At 70.4% G+C, this 17,877-nt stretch carries 17 protein-coding genes; 7 read left to right on the top strand and 10 right to left on the bottom strand.

Annotation, left to right across the window (positions count from 1 at the left end; genetic code table 11):
- Positions 1-17 precede the first annotated feature (17 nt).
- Complete coding sequence (locus BUE42_RS18625; RefSeq protein WP_143171593.1) at positions 18-890, bottom strand: CPBP family intramembrane glutamic endopeptidase; 873 nt, start codon at positions 888-890, stop codon at positions 18-20.
- A 176-nt stretch (positions 891-1,066) separates the two neighbouring features.
- On the opposite strand from BUE42_RS18625, the gene BUE42_RS18630 reads away from it, so the two are divergent.
- The 4 genes from BUE42_RS18630 (at position 1,067) to BUE42_RS18645 (ending at position 6,902) form a co-directional block, all read left to right on the top strand.
- Complete coding sequence (locus BUE42_RS18630) at positions 1,067-3,376, top strand: carbohydrate-binding protein (RefSeq protein WP_200798991.1); 2,310 nt, start codon at positions 1,067-1,069, stop codon at positions 3,374-3,376.
- 48 nt (positions 3,377-3,424) lie between these two features.
- Positions 3,425-3,997, top strand: a complete 573-nt coding sequence (locus tag BUE42_RS18635) for a TetR/AcrR family transcriptional regulator (RefSeq protein ID WP_073466752.1) — start codon at positions 3,425-3,427, stop codon at positions 3,995-3,997.
- A gap of 165 nt (positions 3,998-4,162) precedes the next feature.
- On the top strand, positions 4,163-4,636 hold the full coding sequence (locus tag BUE42_RS18640) for a (2Fe-2S)-binding protein (protein WP_073466753.1): 474 nt from the start codon (positions 4,163-4,165) through the stop codon (positions 4,634-4,636).
- Positions 4,637-4,646: 10 nt separating this feature from the next.
- Positions 4,647-6,902 (top strand): xanthine dehydrogenase family protein molybdopterin-binding subunit, encoded by a 2,256-nt coding sequence (locus BUE42_RS18645; RefSeq protein WP_073466754.1) that lies wholly within the window; start codon positions 4,647-4,649, stop codon positions 6,900-6,902.
- 44 nt (positions 6,903-6,946) lie between these two features.
- Here BUE42_RS18645 and BUE42_RS18650 read toward each other — a convergent pair whose 3' ends face one another.
- From BUE42_RS18650 to BUE42_RS18670, 4 genes are all read right to left on the bottom strand, one after another.
- On the bottom strand, positions 6,947-7,282 hold the full coding sequence (locus BUE42_RS18650) for a helix-turn-helix domain-containing protein (RefSeq protein ID WP_073466857.1): 336 nt from the start codon (positions 7,280-7,282) through the stop codon (positions 6,947-6,949).
- Between the two features lie 358 nt (positions 7,283-7,640).
- Positions 7,641-8,996, bottom strand: coding sequence for a glycoside hydrolase family 19 protein (locus BUE42_RS31695; protein ID WP_235002448.1), 1,356 nt, complete (start codon positions 8,994-8,996; stop codon positions 7,641-7,643).
- 257 nt (positions 8,997-9,253) lie between these two features.
- Positions 9,254-9,880 carry a LysE family translocator gene (locus tag BUE42_RS18665; protein WP_073466859.1) on the bottom strand — a complete coding sequence of 209 codons (627 nt, stop codon included), beginning with the start codon at positions 9,878-9,880 and terminating at the stop codon, positions 9,254-9,256.
- Between the two features lie 27 nt (positions 9,881-9,907).
- Complete coding sequence (locus tag BUE42_RS18670; protein ID WP_235002450.1) at positions 9,908-10,396, bottom strand: NUDIX hydrolase; 489 nt, start codon at positions 10,394-10,396, stop codon at positions 9,908-9,910.
- A 79-nt stretch (positions 10,397-10,475) separates the two neighbouring features.
- On the opposite strand from BUE42_RS18670, the gene BUE42_RS18675 reads away from it, so the two are divergent.
- Positions 10,476-11,300, top strand: coding sequence for a DUF2272 domain-containing protein (locus tag BUE42_RS18675; RefSeq protein ID WP_073466756.1), 825 nt, complete (start codon positions 10,476-10,478; stop codon positions 11,298-11,300).
- Here BUE42_RS18675 and BUE42_RS18680 read toward each other — a convergent pair.
- Both BUE42_RS18680 and BUE42_RS18685 read right to left on the bottom strand, forming a co-directional pair.
- On the bottom strand, positions 11,238-11,930 hold the full coding sequence (locus BUE42_RS18680) for a hypothetical protein (protein ID WP_143171594.1): 693 nt from the start codon (positions 11,928-11,930) through the stop codon (positions 11,238-11,240). The two genes, BUE42_RS18675 and BUE42_RS18680, sit on opposite strands and share 63 nt — an antisense overlap.
- 10 nt (positions 11,931-11,940) lie before the next feature.
- Positions 11,941-12,855 carry an aldo/keto reductase gene (locus BUE42_RS18685; protein WP_073466758.1) on the bottom strand — a complete coding sequence of 305 codons (915 nt, stop codon included), beginning with the start codon at positions 12,853-12,855 and terminating at the stop codon, positions 11,941-11,943.
- Positions 12,856-12,937: 82 nt separating this feature from the next.
- Between BUE42_RS18685 and BUE42_RS18690 the strand changes: the two genes are divergently transcribed.
- The gene (locus BUE42_RS18690; protein ID WP_073466759.1) at positions 12,938-13,375 is read left to right on the top strand and encodes a YybH family protein; all 438 of its coding nucleotides are present in this window, start codon (positions 12,938-12,940) and stop codon (positions 13,373-13,375) included.
- Positions 13,376-13,377: 2 nt separating this feature from the next.
- Here BUE42_RS18690 and BUE42_RS18695 read toward each other — a convergent pair whose 3' ends face one another.
- Both BUE42_RS18695 and BUE42_RS18700 read right to left on the bottom strand, forming a co-directional pair.
- Complete coding sequence (locus BUE42_RS18695) at positions 13,378-13,998, bottom strand: flavin reductase family protein (RefSeq protein ID WP_073466760.1); 621 nt, start codon at positions 13,996-13,998, stop codon at positions 13,378-13,380.
- A gap of 67 nt (positions 13,999-14,065) precedes the next feature.
- A complete protein-coding gene (locus BUE42_RS18700) occupies positions 14,066-14,338 on the bottom strand; it encodes a DUF4242 domain-containing protein (RefSeq protein WP_073466761.1) in 273 nt (90 codons plus the stop codon).
- Between the two features lie 122 nt (positions 14,339-14,460).
- On the opposite strand from BUE42_RS18700, the gene BUE42_RS18705 reads away from it, so the two are divergent.
- Positions 14,461-16,986 (top strand): ATP-binding protein, encoded by a 2,526-nt coding sequence (locus BUE42_RS18705; RefSeq protein WP_073466762.1) that lies wholly within the window; start codon positions 14,461-14,463, stop codon positions 16,984-16,986.
- Here the strand turns inward: BUE42_RS18705 and BUE42_RS18710 are convergent.
- On the bottom strand, positions 16,983-17,864 hold the full coding sequence (locus tag BUE42_RS18710; protein WP_073466763.1) for a KPN_02809 family neutral zinc metallopeptidase: 882 nt from the start codon (positions 17,862-17,864) through the stop codon (positions 16,983-16,985). The genes BUE42_RS18705 and BUE42_RS18710 overlap by 4 nt on opposite strands.
- Between the last annotated feature and the right edge of the window lie 13 nt (positions 17,865-17,877).

Raw genomic sequence — 17,877 nt, forward strand, 5'->3', positions numbered from 1 at the left:
AGGCCGGCGGCGCCGGCTCAGGCGCGCAACAGGGCCGGGTAGGTGAACGCCACGAAGTGCACCGCATTGACGGCGAAGTGCACGGCGATGGCGGCCTCGATGCGCCGCGTGGCGTGCCAGGCGGCGCCGTAGCCGAGGCCGGCGACGGTCGCGAGCCCCGCCAGTGCCGCGCCGCCGGGCGCATGGACCGCGCCGAACAGCAGGCTGGCCGCGATCAGCGGCAGCCACTTCAGCGCGGGCCGCTCGCGCACCGGCGCCCAGTCCGCGAGGCCCTGCTGGACCACGCCGCGGAAGAACATCTCCTCGAGCACGCAGGTCGCGAGCAGGATCTTCAGCAGGTGGCCGGCGGCGAACCACGGCCACTTCGGATCGAACGCGACATAGCCCATCGCGAGGCCGAGGCCCATCACGACCACCGTCGTCGCCGACGCGATCAGCAGGGTCGGCCGCGAGACCGCCTGCAGCTCGGCCCAGGTCGCGAGGCGGCGCCCGTAGAAGGCCAGCAGCACGAGGCCCGCGATGCCGGCATCGAAGCGCAACACCAGTCGCATCGGCGGCGCGCCGGCGCTCACGACCGTGTCGCCGACGAACACGAAGGGCACGAAGCCCGGCAGCTTCGACAGGCCCAGCACGAAACACAGCAGCACGGTGCCGAGCTTCGCGGCGTGGCGCAGACCAGCATGCCGGGCACGAACCGAGGCGATCGCCAGCGCCAGGACCACCGCCACCGCGGCGAGGCCCCGCCACTCGATCAGTTGCTGCACGGCGGCCGACAGCAGCGCGCCGGCCAGCAGCGGCGGCCAGGCCGCGATGCGGCCCCACGGCGTGCGGAGGCCGGGAACCCAGACCGCGATCACCGCCAGCCCGAGCAAGAGGGTGCTGAGCATCATGCCTTGTTCTCCCTGTCGGATGCGGCCGCGAGTCTCGCACGAGCGGCGGGGTCGATCGGCTTTGCAAGGAGCATCCATCGCCCGGACCGAACGGTTACGTCCGTTGCATCCGCGTCGCGCGTGTGCGTGCGCACAGGTCGATGATGCGCGCCACCTCTGCGCACAAGGCCTCCACCGTGAAACACGCTTTCGACAAGACCCCCGCCGCGCTCGCCGCCGCCCTCCTCGTGTCGGTCGCCACCGGCGCGCTGGCCGCCGGCGCGACCACGCCGTTCCGCAGCATCGAGGCCGAATCGGGCACGCTGGTCAACGGCGCGCGGCTGGTGGCGCTCACCGCCGCGCCCACCACGCGCTTCGCGGCGCCCGAGCTCGAAGCGTCGGGCCATGCCTACGTCGCCCTCACCGCCACCGGCCAGGAGGTGTGGTGGTCCAACACCACCGGCAAGCCGATCAGCTTCATCAACGTGCGCGCCAGCATTCCCGATGCGCCCGGCGGTGGCGGCATCACCGCGACGCTGAGCCTTCATGTCAACGGCGTGTTCCGCCAGCGCCTCACGCTGAACTCGCGCCAGAGCTGGATCTACGAGGGCGCCAGCTACCAGGCGAGCGACCAGGACCCGGCCAGGGGCCGGCCGCGCGCGTTCTTCGACGAGGCCGCGGCCTTCGTCACCGGCGCGCCGATCGGCCCCGGCAGCACCTTCTCGCTGAAGCGCGAGGCGGGCGACAACGCCGCCTTCTACAACATCGACGTGGTCGACGTCGAGAACCCGCCGCCGCCGCTCGCGCAGCCGGCCAACTCGATCTCGATCGCGAGCTGCGGCGCGGTGGCCGACAACGCGCCGACCTTCGGCTCCGGCAACCCGCAGGCGCGCGACAGCACCGCCGCCATCCAGAGCTGCATCAACCAGGCGCAGGCGCAGCGCAAGACGCTGTGGATCCCGCCCGGCACCTTCTACCTGAAGGGTTCGAGCGGCCTGGTCGGCAACGGCGTGACGATCGAAGGCGCCGGCATGTGGTACAGCACGATCTACCGCGACGTGACGCTGCCGTACACCAACGGCGGGCTGGGCGCGCTGTTCCAGCTGACCTCGTCGACGGTACGCAACCTGCACCTCGATTCGAACGCGCGCAGCCGCGAGCCGGTGGATGGCGCCGGCGGCGCGATGGACATCACCGGCAGCAACTGGCTGGCCGAGAAGCTGTGGACGCAGCACGTGCTGTCGGGCTTCTGGGCCTCGGGCACCGGCGGCATGGTGCGCGACAACCGGCTCACCTCGATCTGGGCCGACGGCTGCAACCTGAACAACGTGTCGATGGGCGCCACCGTCGGCAACAACCTGACCGCGACCAACAACTTCGTGCGCGGCACCGGCGACGACGCGATGGCGATCAACTCGGTGAACTACAACGACACCGGCAGCGGCCGCGTGTTCTACACGCCGATGTCCAACATCACGCAGACGCACAACACGCTGATCGGCGCGTGGAACGGCAAGGGCCTGGGCGTGTACGGCGGCAGCGGCCACCTGGTGGCCGAGAACCACATCGCCGACACCGCGCGCTACACCGGGCTGGGCGTCGGGCGCTTCGGCGTCAACGGCAGCGACCTGCGCGCCTCGCGCATCGTCGGCAACCGCATCGAGCGCGCCGGCGGCAACGGCTTCGAGCAGGGCCAGCCGGCGCTGCACATCGGCAACGGCAGCGACGGGCAGAACACCGGTGTGGTCGACGACATCGACGTGGTCGGCAACGTGGTCGTCGGCGCGCTGTACGACGGCATCGGCTTCTCGACCGCGACCAACATCGACCTGGAACGCAACACCGTGATCGCGCCGTGGCGCAACGGCATCGTCGCCAACGCGCCGTTCTACCCGGCGCCGAGCGGCAGCGCGCGCCTGACCGGCAATGCGGTGAGCGCGCTCGCGGGCAGCGGCACGGCGTACGCGAACAGCTCGGGCGGCTTCAATGCGAGCCTGGGCCAGAACAGCTGGCAGCTCGGGCGCAGCGATGCGCCGTACCTCGGCAGCCCGGTGACGCTGCCGGGCACGCTGCAGGCAGCGAACTACAACAGCGGCGGCGCGGCACTCGGCTACAACGTGCTGTCGGTGAACGGCACGGGCAACGGCTACCGCGCCGACGGCGTCGACCTGGAGCAGACCGCCGACGAAGGGGGCGGCGTCAACCTCGGCTGGACCGCCAGCGGCCAGTGGTTCCGCTACGCCGTCAACGTGCCGAGCGCGGGCAGCTATGCGGTGAGCTTCCGCGTCGCGTCGCCCGCCGGCGCGCCGGCCGCCTTCCACCTGGCCGACGCCGCGGGGCGCAGCCTGAGCGGCAACGTCGACGTGCCAGCCACCGGCGGCTGGCAGAACTGGACGACCGTCACCGCCATCGTGAAGCTGCCGGCCGGCCAGCAGGTGCTGACGCTGGCGCAGGACGCGGCGGGCTGGAACCTGCACCGCTTCACGCTCGCGGCCGGCAATCCGTGAGGCGCACGGCGGTTTTTGAATGAATATTCACTCGGCTATGATGCCGGGGTGAAGCTCAAAGACGACGACAAGCTGCGGGCCATTGCGCAGGCGACATTCACGCTGGTCGAGCAGACCGGCCTGAGCGGCCTGACGATGGCGGCGATCGCGCGCGCGGCCGGCATCGCGACCGGCACGCTGTACGTCTACTTCGCGTCGAAGGAAGAATTGATGGTCGCGCTCTACGAGCAGGCCAAGACCGAGACCACCGCCAGCCTGCTGCACGGCGACGACCAGGCCGCGCCGTTGCGCAGCCGCTTCGAGCACCTGTGGCGCAACTGGCTCGATCGGCGGCTGACGCACTACGCGCAGATGGTCTTCATCGAGCAGTACTACAACTCGCCGTGGTTCAGCGAGGCGAGCCGCAGCCTGTCGGCCCGCCTGAGCCAGGGCTGGATGGCGGTGTTCGACGCCGCGAAGTCGCAGCAGATCGTGAAGGACGTGCCGACGCCGATGCTGATCGGCAGCTTCGCCGGCTCGGTGCGCGAGACGGCCAACCTGCTGCGCGCCGGCACGCTGCCGGACGACGACGCCACCCGCGCGACGGCCTTCGGGCTGTGCTGGGACGGCATCAAGCGATAACGGTCCATCCTCCTCGTCGGTCGGATAACCCTGCACTTCCGCTCGGCTATCGGATTGGGCAGACACTCCGCCCCGCTTGACGACCGGCCCGCCCGAGGCTATCGTTTAAACGAATTTCCGTTCACCAAAGAAGTCCCACCTCACCCACCAGGGAGCCAGCCAGCCATGAGCACGCTCAACATCAACGGCCAGAACCGCCAGGTCGACGCCGATCCCTCCACCCCCATCCTCTGGGCGCTGCGCGACACGCTCGGCATGACCGGCACCAAGTTCGGCTGCGGCCAGGCGCTGTGCGGCGCCTGCACCGTGCACCTGAACGGCCAGGCGATCCGCTCGTGCGTGACGCCGATCTCGGCCGCCGCCGGCCAGAAGATCACGACGATCGAAGCCGTGACCGCCGGCAGCGACAAGGTCGGCAAGGCCGTCCACGAGGCCTGGGTCAAGCACGACGTCGCGCAATGCGGCTACTGCCAGAGCGGCCAGATCATGTCGGCCACCGCCTTCCTGAAGACCGTGCCGCGCGGCAAGGTACCGACCGAAGCCGAGATCGATTCGGCCATGGCGGGCAACATCTGCCGCTGTGGCACCTATGCGCGCATCCGCGCCGCCATCACCGACGCCGCCAAGGCGTTGGCATAAGGAGCCCGCCATGCACTTCGAACCCACCCTCCTCGAACTGCCGAAGCACCTGCGCGCGATGCTCGATGCGCAAGGCGGCCCGGACGCCGCTGAAGGCCTGCCGCGCCGCAGCTTCCTGAAGCTCACCGCGGTCAGCGGCTTCGCGCTCGGCGCGTTCCCGCTCGGCGCGATGGCGCAGGATGCGGCCAAGCCCGGATCCAACGTTGAATCGGGCCTGAAGCCCACGCAGCAACCCTCGGCCTTCGTCCACATCGACAAGGACGGCACCACCACGATCACGATCAACCGCCTCGACTTCGGCCAGGGCGTGCAGACCGCGCTGCCGATGATCCTCGCCGAGGAGCTCGACGCCGACTGGTCGAAGGTCAAGAGCGCGCACGGCAGCAACGACCCGGCCTACATCGACCCGGTGTTCGGCATCCACCTCACCGGCGGCTCCGGCTCGATCGCGCACTCGTACACGCAGTACCGCGAGCTCGGTGCGCGCACCCGCGCGATGCTGGTGAGCGCCGCCGCGGCGCGCTGGAAGGTCGATGCGGCCACGCTGCGCACGCAGAACGGCGTGGTGATCGGCCCGGGCGGCAAGAAGCTCGGCTATGGCGAACTCGCCGAAGCCGCGATGAAGCAGCCGGTGCCCGAGGCCGTCACGCTGAAGGACCCGAAGAACTTCAAGCTGATCGGCAAGGCCACCGGCCGGCTCGACGCCAAGGCCAAGTCCAGCGGCAAGCAGGGCTACGGCATCGACGTGCGGCTGCCCGGCATGCTGACGGCCGTGGTCGCGCACCCGCCGGTGTTCGCCGCGAAGCTGAAATCGGTGGACGACAGCGCGGCCAAGGCCGTCAAGGGCGTGAAGGCCGTGCTGCGCATCCCGGTGGACCGCGGCGGCGAAGGCGTGGCCGTGGTGGCCGATGGTTACTGGGCTGCCAAGCAGGGGCGCGATGCGCTGAAGCTGGAGTGGGATGCGAGCGGCGTCGAGAAGGTCGACACCGCGGCGCAGCTGGTGCAGTACCGCGAACTGGCCACCAAGCCGGGCGCGCGCAAGTACGACGCCGATGTCTCGAAGTTCGACGCCGCGCCGCACAAGATCACCGCCGAGTACGTGTTCCCGTACCTGGCGCATGCGCCGATGGAGCCGCTGAACTGCACCGTGCGTGCAGCCGACGGCAAGGTCGAACTGTGGATGGGCTCGCAGATGCCGGGCTTCGACGGCCTGGCCGCCTCGAAAGTGCTGGGCGTGCCGCCGCAGAACGTGCAGGTGCACGTGCAGATGGCCGGCGGCGGCTTCGGGCGCCGCGCGATCGCCACCAGCGACTACGTGGTCGAGGCCTGCTCGGTGGTGAAGGCGGCGCAGGCTGCCGGCATCAACGCGCCGATCCGCACGCTGTGGAGCCGCGAGGACGACGTGAAGGGCGGCTACTACCGGCCGATGCACCTGCACACCGCGAAGATCGGCTTCGATGCGCAGGGCAAGGTGCTGGCCTGGGACCATGTGATCGTCGGCCAGTCGATCCTCGGCGGCACGCCGTTCGAGCCGATGATGGTGAAGGACGGCATCGACGGCACCGCGGTCGAGGGCATGAAGGAGCCGTATGCGGTGCCGATGCGCCTGACGGTGCACCACCCGAAGCAGAACGTGCCGGTGCTGTGGTGGCGCAGCGTGGGCTCCACCCACACCGCGTTCGCGATGGAGACGCTGGTCGACGAGATTGCCCGCACCACCAAGCAGGATCCGGTGGCCTACCGCATGAAGCTGATGGGCGACGAGCACCCGCGCCACAAGGCGGCGCTGCAGCTGGCGGTCGATCGCTCGGGCTACGGCAAGAAGACGCTCGCGCCGGGCCGCGCCTGGGGCGTGGCGGTGCACGAGTCGTTCAACTCGGTGGTGGCCTACGTGGTCGAGGCGTCGGTGAAGGACGGCACGCCGACGCTGCACCGCGCGACGGCCGGCGTGCACTGCAACCTGGTGATCAACCCGAAGACGCTGGAGGCGCAGGTGCAAGGCGGCGCGCTGATGGGCTTGTCGATGTGCCTGCCGGGGGCGGCGATCACGCTGAAGGACGGCGTGGTCGAGCAGAGCAACTTCGGCGATTTCGTGGTGCCGCGCATCACCGACATGCCGCAGATCGAGGTGCACACCGTGCCGAGCGGCGACGCGCCGACCGGCATGGGTGAACCGGGCCTGCCGCCGCTGGCACCGGCGTTCGCGAACGCGGTGGCCTCGCTGACGGGCAAGCCGATCCGCGAGTTGCCGTTCAAGCTGGCTTGATGTGGGTGGCCGGCGCGCAGGCGCCGGCCTCGACAGACCTCTTGCTACGCAGGATGGTCCACGTCACTCGTCTTCAGTGGCACAAGTTTGACTTGCAGTTGGCAGCCAACCGCTGCCGCGTATTTCTTCAGCGTCGCCAATGACGGAGCGTGCCGTCCAGCTCCTTCAAGCCTGGAGATCGCGCTCTTGGTCGTCCCCATGCGTTCAGCTACCGCGTCCTGGGTCAAGCCCGACTTGTTGCGAGCCTTGATCATCTGCGCGGCCAACGCGTACTCCAGCTCAAGGGATTCATACGCCTCGGCAAAGCCCGGGCGTTGCTTCGCCTTGGCCAGAAACTCGTCGTGATCGTGACGGACAGGCTTGTACTTCAGGTCAGCCATGCGACAACTCCTTGAGGCGCTTACGCGACCGATTCCTGAACGCCCGCGAGGGCGCAACTCAAACAGCCCATCGCCGAAGGCGCGGGAGTGAGGCAGGCGCAGGCTCGGGCCGTGCTCCATCAGGAGTTCCACCAATCGAGCGTAGCGGCGAGAACGTCAACCGGCCACGACTGGATCTCAAAGAGAACGCGCTCATGGAAATAGGTGATCTCGAACGCCATGGCGGATGTTAGCAAATGCGCTAACTTTCCGGTCGCTCGACAACACCCGGGTTGTCGTATCACCGTCACGACAATCGAGCTGGGACTTCGCGGGGTGCCACCACGCCAGCGTGTGGCACCCCGACCCACTCAGTCGATCAGCAGCCCAGGTTCCCACCCGGGTCGACACCGATGATGCCGGTGAAGCTGCGGTAGAAGTTGATCCGCGTCTGCACTGCATCAGGACGGCGGCCACCGCATTCCAAGCCACCGTTGATCGCGTTGATCGTGACGCCGAAGCCCCACGAATTGACCATCGCGTTGTGCGGCGTCACGCCGGCCGCGCCGGTGCCGGTCATCCAGTACCAGATGGCCGTCTTCCACGCGATCGTCGAGTCGGTCGCCACCAGGTCCGGGTTGCTCCACAGGTCCACGCCGATGGCCTGGCCGGCCGCGCGGTAGTTGTAGTTCCAGCTCAGCTGGATCGGACCACGGCCGTAGTACTGCTGGCCGGGTGCGCAACCGCTGTTCGAGTCGCAGTACAGCGGCCAGTTCGCCTGGTTGTACTCGCGCGTCGCGCGCAGGCTGTCCGACTCGTGCGCCACATTCGCGAGGAAGGCCGCGGCCTCCTGGCGCTTGATCGTGTCGCTGCCGGTCTTCGCGAACGCCGGCCATCCGGTCATCGCGTTCACCAGGCCGGCGTAGGTGTACAGCCCGTTGCGGCTCGGGAACATCTGGTTGAACTGGCCTTCGCTGACGATGAACGAGCCGCCGGTGTTGCCACCACCGCCACCACCACCGCCCGTGCCGCCGCAGGTCGTCGGCTGCCAGTACCAGGTGCTGATCGTCGGGTCGGTGCCGTCGCTGCCGTTGCCGCCGACGTTGACCAGCTTGTAGTAGCTGCCGTTGCCCGGATAGCGCACGACGTCGCCCTGGCGGTAGTACACGCCCGCCTGCCAGTCGACCGCGGTGCAGCCGGTGTTGCCACCGCCACCACCGCCGCCGCCCCCCCCGCCACCGCCCGTGCTGCCGCAGGCGGTCGGCTGCCAGTACCAGGTGCTGATCGTCGGGTCGGTGCCGTCGCTGCCGTTGCCGCCGACGTTCACCAGCTTGTAGCAGCTGCCGTTGTTGGGGTACTTGACCACGTCGCCGAGGTGATAGAACACGCCGGCCTGCCAATTCACCGTCGTGGCGCCGCCGCCGCCGCCGGTGCTGCCGCCGCTGTCGCAGGTGGTCTGCTGCCAGTACCAGGTGCTGATCGTCGGGTCGGTGGCATCGCTGCCGTTGCCGCCGACGTTGACGAGCTTGTAGTAGTTGCCGTTGTTCGGGTAGCGGACCACGTCGCCGAGGCGGTAGTACACGCCGTACTGCCAGGTCTGCGAGGTGCAGGCCGCCGCCGAGACGGCCGCGGCACTCATCACCTGCATGGCGGGAGCCGGCGCGGCACAGTAGCCGGCCAGCGGAATCAACAGGCTTGCGACGCAAGCCACCCAACGTCTTGTCTTGTAGAACATGGTTGTCTTTCCGGTGTTGTTGAGGAGTGGACTCACTGCTCCAGGGCCCCACGGACTGCCAATCGTGAAAGCGCTCGCATTTGACCGGGCGAGCGGCCGGATTCGGGTAACAGCGTGCAAGAAGCGGCTTGCAACGTGAGCGTGGACGCCAGCGCCGCGTGTGCGGCGGGCGTCATTCATCGCAGCGCAAGCGCGGTGCGGCGCCGGGTGGCGTGCTGGCGGGGCGCTGTCAGCGCGCCCTCGCTATCGGCCGATCCCTAGACAGGCCGCTTTGCCAGCAGCGCCCACACGCCGGCGGCCGACAACAGCGACCCACCGGCGAGGTTGAAGCGCCGCTGCGCCCGCGGCGACGACAGCGCCTTGCGGGCCGACGCGGCGAACACCGCGTAGAGCGTCGAGTTGAGGGTGGCCATCGCGACGAAGGTGACGGCCAGGATCCACAGCTGCTGCGTGGCGTTCACGCCCGGACGCAGGAACTGCGGCAGGAAGGCGACGAAGAACACGATGCCTTTCGGGTTCAGCGCGGTCACGAGCCAGGTGTTGGCGAACAGCTTCCAGTACGAACCGGGCGCCGGCGCCGCGGCGGCCGGAGCCGGTGAGATGCCGGCCCGCAGCAGCTTGATGCCGAGGTAGAGCAGGTAGAGGCCGCCCGCGAACTTGACCACCGTGAACCAGAAGGCCGAGGCCGCCAGCAGCGCGCCGAGGCCGAGCAGCGACACCAGCAGCGCGGTGGAGTCGCCCAGCGCGACGGCCGCGATCAGCGGCATGTTGGCGCGCCGCCCGTGCGCCATCGAGTAGCTGATGACGGTCAGGATGGTCGGGCCGGGGATGATCAGCAGCACCGCGGAGGCGGCGACGAAGGCAAGCCAGTTTTCGATGGGCATCGGGGTCATTCCTCGGTGGTTTGTCGATCAGCCCGCATTCTCGTCTCGCTGCACGACATGCGCGAAGGCGAGGTCTTGCGCTGCCAGCGTCCGCACCAGGAATGAAGGCCTCACATCCACGTCAGCCAACGCCGAGCGCGGAAACCACGCAAAGATGAGTTCCCGGGCGCCTTCGACACCCCGGTACGGACCGGGCTCGGTGAGCACCCGGCTGCCGGCTTGCGCTTCGGCCGTGAAGTACAGGCCGACCTCATGGTGTTTCAACCCGCCGTAGACGAAGAAGTTCTCGACCAGCAGCACGAGCGGACCGGCTTGGACGACCAGGCCGAGTTCCTCGTGCAGCTCGCGCACCACCGCCGTGGTCGCCTCTTCGCCGGACTCCACCCGCCCGCCGGGCAAGGCCCAGAAGTCGTCGCCTTCCGCGCGGTGCAACAGCACGTCATCGCCGCGCAGCACGATGGCAACCGCCCGGAGGTGAAAGCGATGCGAACCGGCATCGAAGGAAATCATGCTCATGGCGAAATCCGGACAGTGCAGAAGGAGGGCTCGCGACTGTATCCGTGCCCGCAGGTCGCCTGCGCACACAATCATCCCGATGCGAACCCTCCGCCGCACGCTCCTCCTGGCCGCGCTGCTCGTCACCGGCTGCATCACGCGCGGCCCGGTCGCTCCGACGACCGTGCCGCCGGAACGCATCGCGCGGATGCTGCAGATCGCCGAGGCCGAGTGGCGGCTCTGGGGCTCGCCGGTCATTGGCACGACGGCCGATGGGGCGCAATGCGCGGTGCTGGCCTCCGGCGACTGCGCCGAGGTCGACGACGGCTGCGGCCGCGAGATGAGCGCGGCGCTGTGCCCGGTCGTCAACGGCTACTGGGCCGCGCTCGGGCCCGGCGGCTCGGGCGGCATCGAGCGCCACACCTGCCCGCAGGCCGACCGCTGCGAGGCCCGCTGGCAGCCCGAGTGGGGCAGGCCGTACTGGACGCCCGCCTGGTCGGCCGCGTTCATCAGCGCGGTGCTGCGGCGCGCGGGTTTCAGCGAATCGGAGTTCCGCTTCGGCAAGTCGCATGCCGACTACGTCGTCGCGGCGCGCGACCACCTGAGTTCGGCCCACGACGTGGTGCCCACGCCCGCGATCGCGCTGCCCGGCGACCTGATCTGCGCGCTGCGCGAAGGCGCGCGCATCGCCCCTGCCGAGATCGGCCGCATCAGCGCCGGCGAGTCGCCGACGCCGATGCACTGCGACCTCGTCACGCGCGTCGACTTCGCCGGGCGCCGGCTCGAGGCCATCGGCGGCAACGTGCAGCAAGCGGTGTCGCGCACCACGGTCGAGCTCGACGAGCAGGGGCGCGTCGCCGCGTCACCCGGCGCCGGACGGGCGTGGAACCTGGTCATGCGCCTGCACGCCGAGCCGCTCGACTGACACGCCCGCATGGCGCGATGACGCCATCGTGGCGAGCAGCGCGGCACTGATCGCACACCACGCGAGCGGCAGAACCCACAGCAGCCGCAGCCCGCGCCGCGCCGCAGCGGTCGTGGGCGCGACGAGCAGCAGCAGCGCCAGCGTCGCCAGCACGGTCGGGTCGGGCGCAAGGCCGAAGAACCCGGCCTGCCGCCACGGGCGCCCGAGCAGGAGCCCGACCCACGGATGGCCGAACACCGCCCACGCCGCGAGCGCCGTGCCCGACACCACGCGCCAACGCCGCACCGACAGGCCGACGCCACCCCGCCACGCCAGCACCAGCAACCCGATGGCCTGCAGTCCGAACGCTGCGGCAAAGGAGGTCGCCGGCCAGAAGATCGGCGCGAAGCGCTCGAGCAGAAAGGCCCAGGCCGTGAACGCCCAGCACAGCGCGACGAAGGCGAAGGCCGCGCGCAGCATCCGCTCGTCGCGCCCGCCCCGGGCCCGCCAGACCAGCCAGGCCGAGGCCACGGCCATCACGGCCCACTGCAGCGGCCACCACGCGTCGTTCAGCGATTCGAAGAGCCGCCCGTAGATGCGCGGCGAGAACATCAGGAAGCTGGACGGCCGGTAAGTCCACCACTCGCTCAACGCTCGGCCCTCACAGCGCCGCCACCGTGCGCGCCATGCGCTCGCGCAGCGCCGCATCGGGCATGCGTCCGCGCGCCGCCGCCATGTTCTCGCGCAAATGCGCCACCTGGCTGGTGGCCGGAATCGCGCAGGTGACGGCCGGGTGCGAGACGACGAACTTCAACGCGACCTGCGCCCAGTTCGCGCAGTCGATCTCCGCCGCCCAGGCCGGCAGCCGCTGGCGCGCCAGCACATCCATCAGCGCGCCACCGCGAAAAGGCCGGTTCACCAGCACCGCGATGCCGCGCTCCTGCGCGAGCGGCAGCAGGCGCTGCTCGGCCTCGCGGTCGACCAGGTTGTGCGTGAGCTGCACGAAGTCGATCGGCTGCGTGCGCATCACCTGCTCCAGCTCGGCATGGCGCCGGCCCTCGGAGGTGGTGATGCCGACGTAGCGCAGCCGCCCCGCCTTCTTCATCTCGATGAGCCGCGGCAGGTGCTCCTGCCACGACAGCAGGTTGTGCACCTGCATCAGGTCGAAGCGCGGCACGCCCCAGAAACCGCGCGACGCCTCCATCTGCGCCGCGCCGCGCTGCACGTCGCCGATCCACACCTTCTCGGCCGAGAACAGCGCCGCCGGCCGGCCGAGTTGCGCCAGCGCGTGACCGATGGTCGGCTGCGACGAGCCGTACATCGGCGACGAATCGATCAGCCGGCCGCCCTCGGCAAAGAAGGCGCGGACCACCTCGGTGCAGGAGTCGCGCGCCGCACGGTCATTGCCGACGTTGAAGGTGATCCAGCTGCCGAGGCCGATGGCGGGCAGACTCTCGCCGCTGGACGGGATGCGGCGCTCGAGGGCTGCCGCCGCGCGGGCCGGTACGGCGCCGACCAACGCGGTGGCCGCCAGACCGGCCAGCCAGTCGCGACGGGTGCAGGGATCGACGCTCATGCGCCGATTCTGCGACCGTTGTCGATTTCGCACCGCGTCGTTCGTCGTCTGCACATTCACCTCTTCAAGCCAGGAGACATCGATGACCCGTCCCGACACCGACACGCCCGCCGCGATCCAGCAGCTTCTGCAAGGCTACGTGGAATCCGTCCTCGCCAAGGACGTCGAGGCCTTCGTGGCGCTCTACGATGCCGACCTGCGGGTGTTCGACATGTGGAACCGCTGGTCCCATGACGGCCAGCAGCCGTGGCGCGAGATGGTGCAGGGCTGGTTCGGCTCGCTGCACGACGAGCGCGTCGCCGTGGCCTTCAGCGAGGTGCGAACCCGGGTGTCGCAGGACCTCGCCGTGCTGCACGCCTTCGTTTCGTTCGCGGCGATCGACACTGGCGGCACCACGTTGCGCTCGATGACCAACCGCATCACGATGGCCCTGGCCCGGCGCGGCGACGACTGGAAGATCGTCCACCAGCACACCTCGGCACCGATCGACGGCGAGACGAAGGCGATCTTCCAGCGCTGAGATCAGAGCTCGTCGATCGCGTTGGCGCGCGCATCGCCGATCGCGAAGCGCTCGTTGGTCGTCACGTAGAAGCTCGCGCCGAAGCGGCCGACCGGGTGGTAGTCCTGCAGCCGCACGCGCCAGCGCTCGGTGTCGACCAGGCCGTCGCGCACCGTCAGCCACAGGATGCGGCCGAGGAAGACGTAGCGGCTGTCGGTCTCCAGCGTCTCGTGCAGCACGCACTCGAAGGCCACCGGCGCCTGCGCGATGCGCGGCGGCGCGACGCAGCGCGACGGCAGCGCGTTGAGCCCGGCGTGGTCCAGCTCGCTCTCGTGCGGCGGCAGCGCGCTGCCGCAGGCGTGCATCTGCGCGCTCATCGCCTCATCGGTCAGGTGCACGACGAACTCGCGGCTGCGCAGGATGTTGGCCGCGGTGTCCTTCAAGCGGCCATCATGCAAGCGGTTGACGCTGATGAACACCAGCGGTGGGTCTTCGCCGAGCATGTTGAACATGCTGAACGGCGCGGCGTTGACGACGCCGTCGGCGCCGAGCGTGGTGACCAGCGCGATCGGCCGCGGCACGATCAGGCTGGCCATCAGCTTGTAGCGCTCGTAGGCGCCGAGTTCGCGGAAGTCGATGTCCATCGGGGCGGCGACGCAAGATCGGTGCCGCGCCTGCGCATCAAGCGCGGCCCTCTTTCATGTCACGCGTTCACTCCGCCGTGGCCGGCTCGATCACCGAGCGCACCTGCGAGACGCGGTTGGCCGGAAAACCGCCCAGCTCCGCATGCCGGCGCACCGCGGCCGCATCGGGCGCCTGGTAGATGCAGTAGAGGCGGTCGTCGGTCACGTAGCTGTGCACCCACTGGATCGCCGGGCCCATGCTGTTGAGCACGCCGCATGACTTTCGGGATATGGCCTTCAGGTCCTGCGGTGTAAGCTGGCCGGCACCGGGGATGTCTCTCTCGATCACGAACTTGGGCATGTCGCACTCCTGTGGGGTTGAGGTGCCCGATGCTCCTGCGCGGGGCCCGGCCCGGTCATCAAGCGCGTCTGAATTCCGCATGAATTCCAGCCGGCGCGCCGCCACCCGAGGAGCGAACCGCCATGCCTCCCTTGTATCGATTCGGCGACTTCGAGCTGCAGCCCGACCAGCGCCTGCTGCTGCGCCACGGCCAGCCGCTGACGCTCACCGCGCGCGCGTTCGGCGTGCTGGTCGCGCTGGTCGAGCGCGCCGGGCAGCTGGTCTCGAAAGACGAGTTGATGCAGCTGGTGTGGGCCGGCCTCGTCGTGGAGGAGAACAACATCGCGGTGCACGTCGCGCAACTGCGCAAGCTGCTGGGCGCGCCGGCGATCTCGACCATCGCCGGCTGCGGCTACCGCTTCGCGCTCGAGGTCTCGCGCGTTGACGCGCAGCCCGCCGTTGCCGCCCGCGAATCCGACGAGTTCCCCGGCAACCTGCCGACCCGCACGCCGGCGCTGATCGGCCGCGAGGCCGAGCTGGCCGAGCTCGGCGCGCTGCTCGACGCCCACCCGCTGGTGACGGTCTGCGGCGGCCCGGGCGTCGGCAAGACGCAGCTCGCGATGGCGGCCGCCGTGCGTCGACGCGCCCACCACCCCGACGGCAGCTGGTGGATCGACCTCGCCCCGCTGACCGACGGCGCGCAGATCGCGTCGACGATCGCCGGCGCGATGGGCCTGAAGCCGGTGGCCGGCGAAGACACGCTCGCAGCACTCGTGCGCCGGTTGAAGCCGCGCACGCTGCTGCTGGTGCTCGACAACGCCGACCACCTGGCGCCGGAGGTCGCGCGGCTGGCCGCGGCGCTGGTGCAGGCGACGCCGCGCGTGTCGGTGCTGGTGACGAGCCAGGTGCCGCTGCGCGACCCGGCGCAGCGGCTGCTGCGCCTCGGGCCGCTCGGGCTGCCGGCGCCGGGTGCGTCGATCGACGAGGCCGCGCGCTGCGGCGCGGTGCAGTTGCTGGCCGAACGCGCCGCCGGGGCGGGCAGCCCGCTGGAGAGCGATGCCCGCAGCATCGACGCGGCCACCGACATCTGCCGCCGCCTCGACGGCAATGCACTGGCGATCGAGCTGGCGGCGGCGCGGCTGCCGGCGCTCGGCCTGGCCGCGCTCGCCGAGCGGCTGCAGCAGCGCCTCGGGCTGCTGGCGCCGCTGCCGCAGGTGCCGGCCTCGCGGCAGAACGCGCTCGCCGCGGCGCTGGACTGGAGCCACGGCTTGCTGTCGCCGACCGAGCAGCAGGTGTTCCAGCGGCTCGGCGTGTTCCCCGGCGCGTTCGAGCTGGACCGCGCCGCGTTGTGCCTGGCCGACGACGGCCTGCCGGCGCCGCGCGTCATCGAGACCCTGCTCGACCTGGCCGACCGCTCGCTGCTGAGCGTCGACCGCGCGAGCGCGCCCCGCTACCGCCTGCCGGAGAGCATCCGGCTGTACGCGCTCGACAAGCTGCAGGCCTCGGGCGAATCGGCGGCCGTGCGCGTTGCCTTCGCGCGCGGCATGCGCGCGGTGTTCGACGAGGCCTACGAGGACCACTGGCGATCGAACCCGCAGGGCGCGCCCGGGGCCTGGCGCGAGCGCTGGGCGCCCGAGCTCGATGACCTGCGCGCCGCGCTCGACGAGGCGACCGCGAACGACCCGGACACTGCGGTCGCGCTGTACGGGTCGTCGTCACCGCTGTGGGGCGCGCTGCTGCTGCAGGCCGAGGCCCGCGAGCGCGGCGAGGCGCTGGTCGGCCGGCTCTCCGACGGCCTGCCGCTGCAGGTGCTCGCGCGTTTCTGGGAGGGCGTGGCCCGTGCGCACAGCACCGAGTACCCGCTGCGCTGCCGGGCCGCGGCCGAGGTGGCGGCGCAGCGCTACGCCGAGCTGGGCGATGCGCGCGGCGAGTACCTGGCCTGGGCCGAGTTCGCGCTGAACTGGCGTCTTGACCACCCCGAGGCGCGGCGGGCGCTGGCGCGCGCCAAGGCGATCGAGGACCCGCGCTGGCCGGCGCCGGTGCTGGTGAACGGGCGCACCACCGAGGCGGTGCTGGACTTCACCGGCGGCGATGCCGAGCGTGCGCGCGAGGCGCTGTTGTCGCTCGCGGTGCTGTGCGAGCGCGACGGCCACCTCGAGGGCACGTTGCGCACTGGTGCCAACCTGGTCGACATCGACCGCCACGCCGGCCGCACCGTCGACGCGATCCGGCGTGGCGAAGCGTTGCTGGCCCGCCTGCCGCCGGGGCGGGCGTCGGCCAACGAGTTCACGCTGTTCGCGAACCTGGTCGGCGCGCTGCTCGACCACGGCGAAGTGGCTCGGGCGCGGGCCGTCGTCGGCGAGTGCGCACGGCGCCTGCGGCGGCTGCCCGAGGACAGCTGCATGTGGTCGATGCTCGACCTGTTCGGCGCGCTGCATGCGCTGTCGGGCCGCACCGATGCGGCCGCGCGGCTCGCGGGCGCCTCGGTGCGCAACTACCGCGAGCGGGGCCGGCTGGTGCGGCAACCCAACGAAGAGGCCGACCGGGTGCGGCTGGCCGAGCTGCTGGCCCGGCACCCGGATGCCGCCGAGCTGGCCGCCTGGCAGGCCGAGGGCGAGCGGCTGACGATCGCCGAGGCCTGCGAGCTGGCGTTCGAGGCGGGAGCCTAGAGCTGCCGCGCCTCGAAGGTATTGCACTGATCGACGCTGCCGGTCTGGAAGCCGCGCTTGAACCAGCTGACGCGCTGCGCGCTGGTGCCGTGCGTGAAGGTCTCCGGCACCACCGTGCCCTGCGACTTGCGCTGCAGCGTGTCGTCGCCGATCTGCGTCGCGGCGTTCAGCGCCTCTTCGACGTCGCCCTGCTCCAGGATCTGGCGCGCGCTCTGCGCGTCATGGGCCCAGATGCCGGCGAAGCAGTCGGCCTGCAGCTCCAGCCGAACGCTCAGCGCGTTCTGCTGCGCTTCGCTGCCCTTGCCGCGCATCGCGTCGACCTTGCCGCTGATGCCCATCAGGTTCTGCACGTGGTGGCCGACCTCGTGCGCGATGACATAAGCCTGCGCAAAATCGCCGGGCGCGCCGAGCCGCGTGCGCATCGTCTCGTAGAAGCCCAGGTCGATGTAGACCTTCTGGTCGCCGGGGCAATAGAACGGCCCCATCGCGGCCTCGCCGCGGCCGCAGGCGGTGGGCTCGCTGCCGCGGAACAGGCGCAGCTTCGGCTCGCGGTAGGTGCCGCCCATCTGCTTGAACTTGGCGCGCCACACGTCTTCGGTGTCAGCCAGCACCACCGAGACGAAGCGGGCCATCTTGTCGTCGGCCGGCGGCTTGCCGGCGGGCGCCTGCTGCTGCGTGGGCGCCGCACCGCCGCCACCGCCGCTCAGCAGGCTCAGCACCGTGAGCGGGTTGACGCCGAAGACCCAGCCGGCCACCAGCGCGATGGCCACCGAGCCGAGGCCGATGCTGCGGCCGCCGAAGCCGCGGCCTCCTCCGCCACCGCCACTGCTGCGGGCGTCTTCGACGTTGTCGCTTTCGCGGTTGCCTTCCCACTTCATGGCGTTCCCCCGG

This window comes from Rhizobacter sp. OV335, assembly GCF_900142965.1.
In the GTDB taxonomy this organism is placed as follows: Bacteria; Pseudomonadota; Gammaproteobacteria; order Burkholderiales; family Burkholderiaceae_C; genus Rhizobacter.

What these genes read in the sequence shown, in the direction of transcription:
- BUE42_RS18625 (WP_143171593.1), bottom strand. Translation starts at nt 890, where the DNA reads ATGATGCTCAGCACCCTCTTGCTCGGGCTGGCGGTGATCGCGGTCTGG.
- BUE42_RS18640 (WP_073466753.1), top strand. Translation starts at nt 4,163, where the DNA reads ATGAGCACGCTCAACATCAACGGCCAGAACCGCCAGGTCGACGCCGAT.
- BUE42_RS18645 (WP_073466754.1), top strand. Translation starts at nt 4,647, where the DNA reads ATGCACTTCGAACCCACCCTCCTCGAACTGCCGAAGCACCTGCGCGCG.
- BUE42_RS18650 (WP_073466857.1), bottom strand. Translation starts at nt 7,282, where the DNA reads ATGGCTGACCTGAAGTACAAGCCTGTCCGTCACGATCACGACGAGTTT.
- BUE42_RS31695 (WP_235002448.1), bottom strand. Translation starts at nt 8,996, where the DNA reads ATGTTCTACAAGACAAGACGTTGGGTGGCTTGCGTCGCAAGCCTGTTG.
- BUE42_RS18665 (WP_073466859.1), bottom strand. Translation starts at nt 9,880, where the DNA reads ATGCCCATCGAAAACTGGCTTGCCTTCGTCGCCGCCTCCGCGGTGCTG.
- BUE42_RS18670 (WP_235002450.1), bottom strand. Translation starts at nt 10,396, where the DNA reads ATGAGCATGATTTCCTTCGATGCCGGTTCGCATCGCTTTCACCTCCGG.
- BUE42_RS18675 (WP_073466756.1), top strand. Translation starts at nt 10,476, where the DNA reads ATGCGAACCCTCCGCCGCACGCTCCTCCTGGCCGCGCTGCTCGTCACC.
- BUE42_RS18685 (WP_073466758.1), bottom strand. Translation starts at nt 12,855, where the DNA reads ATGAGCGTCGATCCCTGCACCCGTCGCGACTGGCTGGCCGGTCTGGCG.
- BUE42_RS18690 (WP_073466759.1), top strand. Translation starts at nt 12,938, where the DNA reads ATGACCCGTCCCGACACCGACACGCCCGCCGCGATCCAGCAGCTTCTG.
- BUE42_RS18695 (WP_073466760.1), bottom strand. Translation starts at nt 13,998, where the DNA reads ATGGACATCGACTTCCGCGAACTCGGCGCCTACGAGCGCTACAAGCTG.
- BUE42_RS18700 (WP_073466761.1), bottom strand. Translation starts at nt 14,338, where the DNA reads ATGCCCAAGTTCGTGATCGAGAGAGACATCCCCGGTGCCGGCCAGCTT.
- BUE42_RS18705 (WP_073466762.1), top strand. Translation starts at nt 14,461, where the DNA reads ATGCCTCCCTTGTATCGATTCGGCGACTTCGAGCTGCAGCCCGACCAG.
- BUE42_RS18710 (WP_073466763.1), bottom strand. Translation starts at nt 17,864, where the DNA reads ATGAAGTGGGAAGGCAACCGCGAAAGCGACAACGTCGAAGACGCCCGC.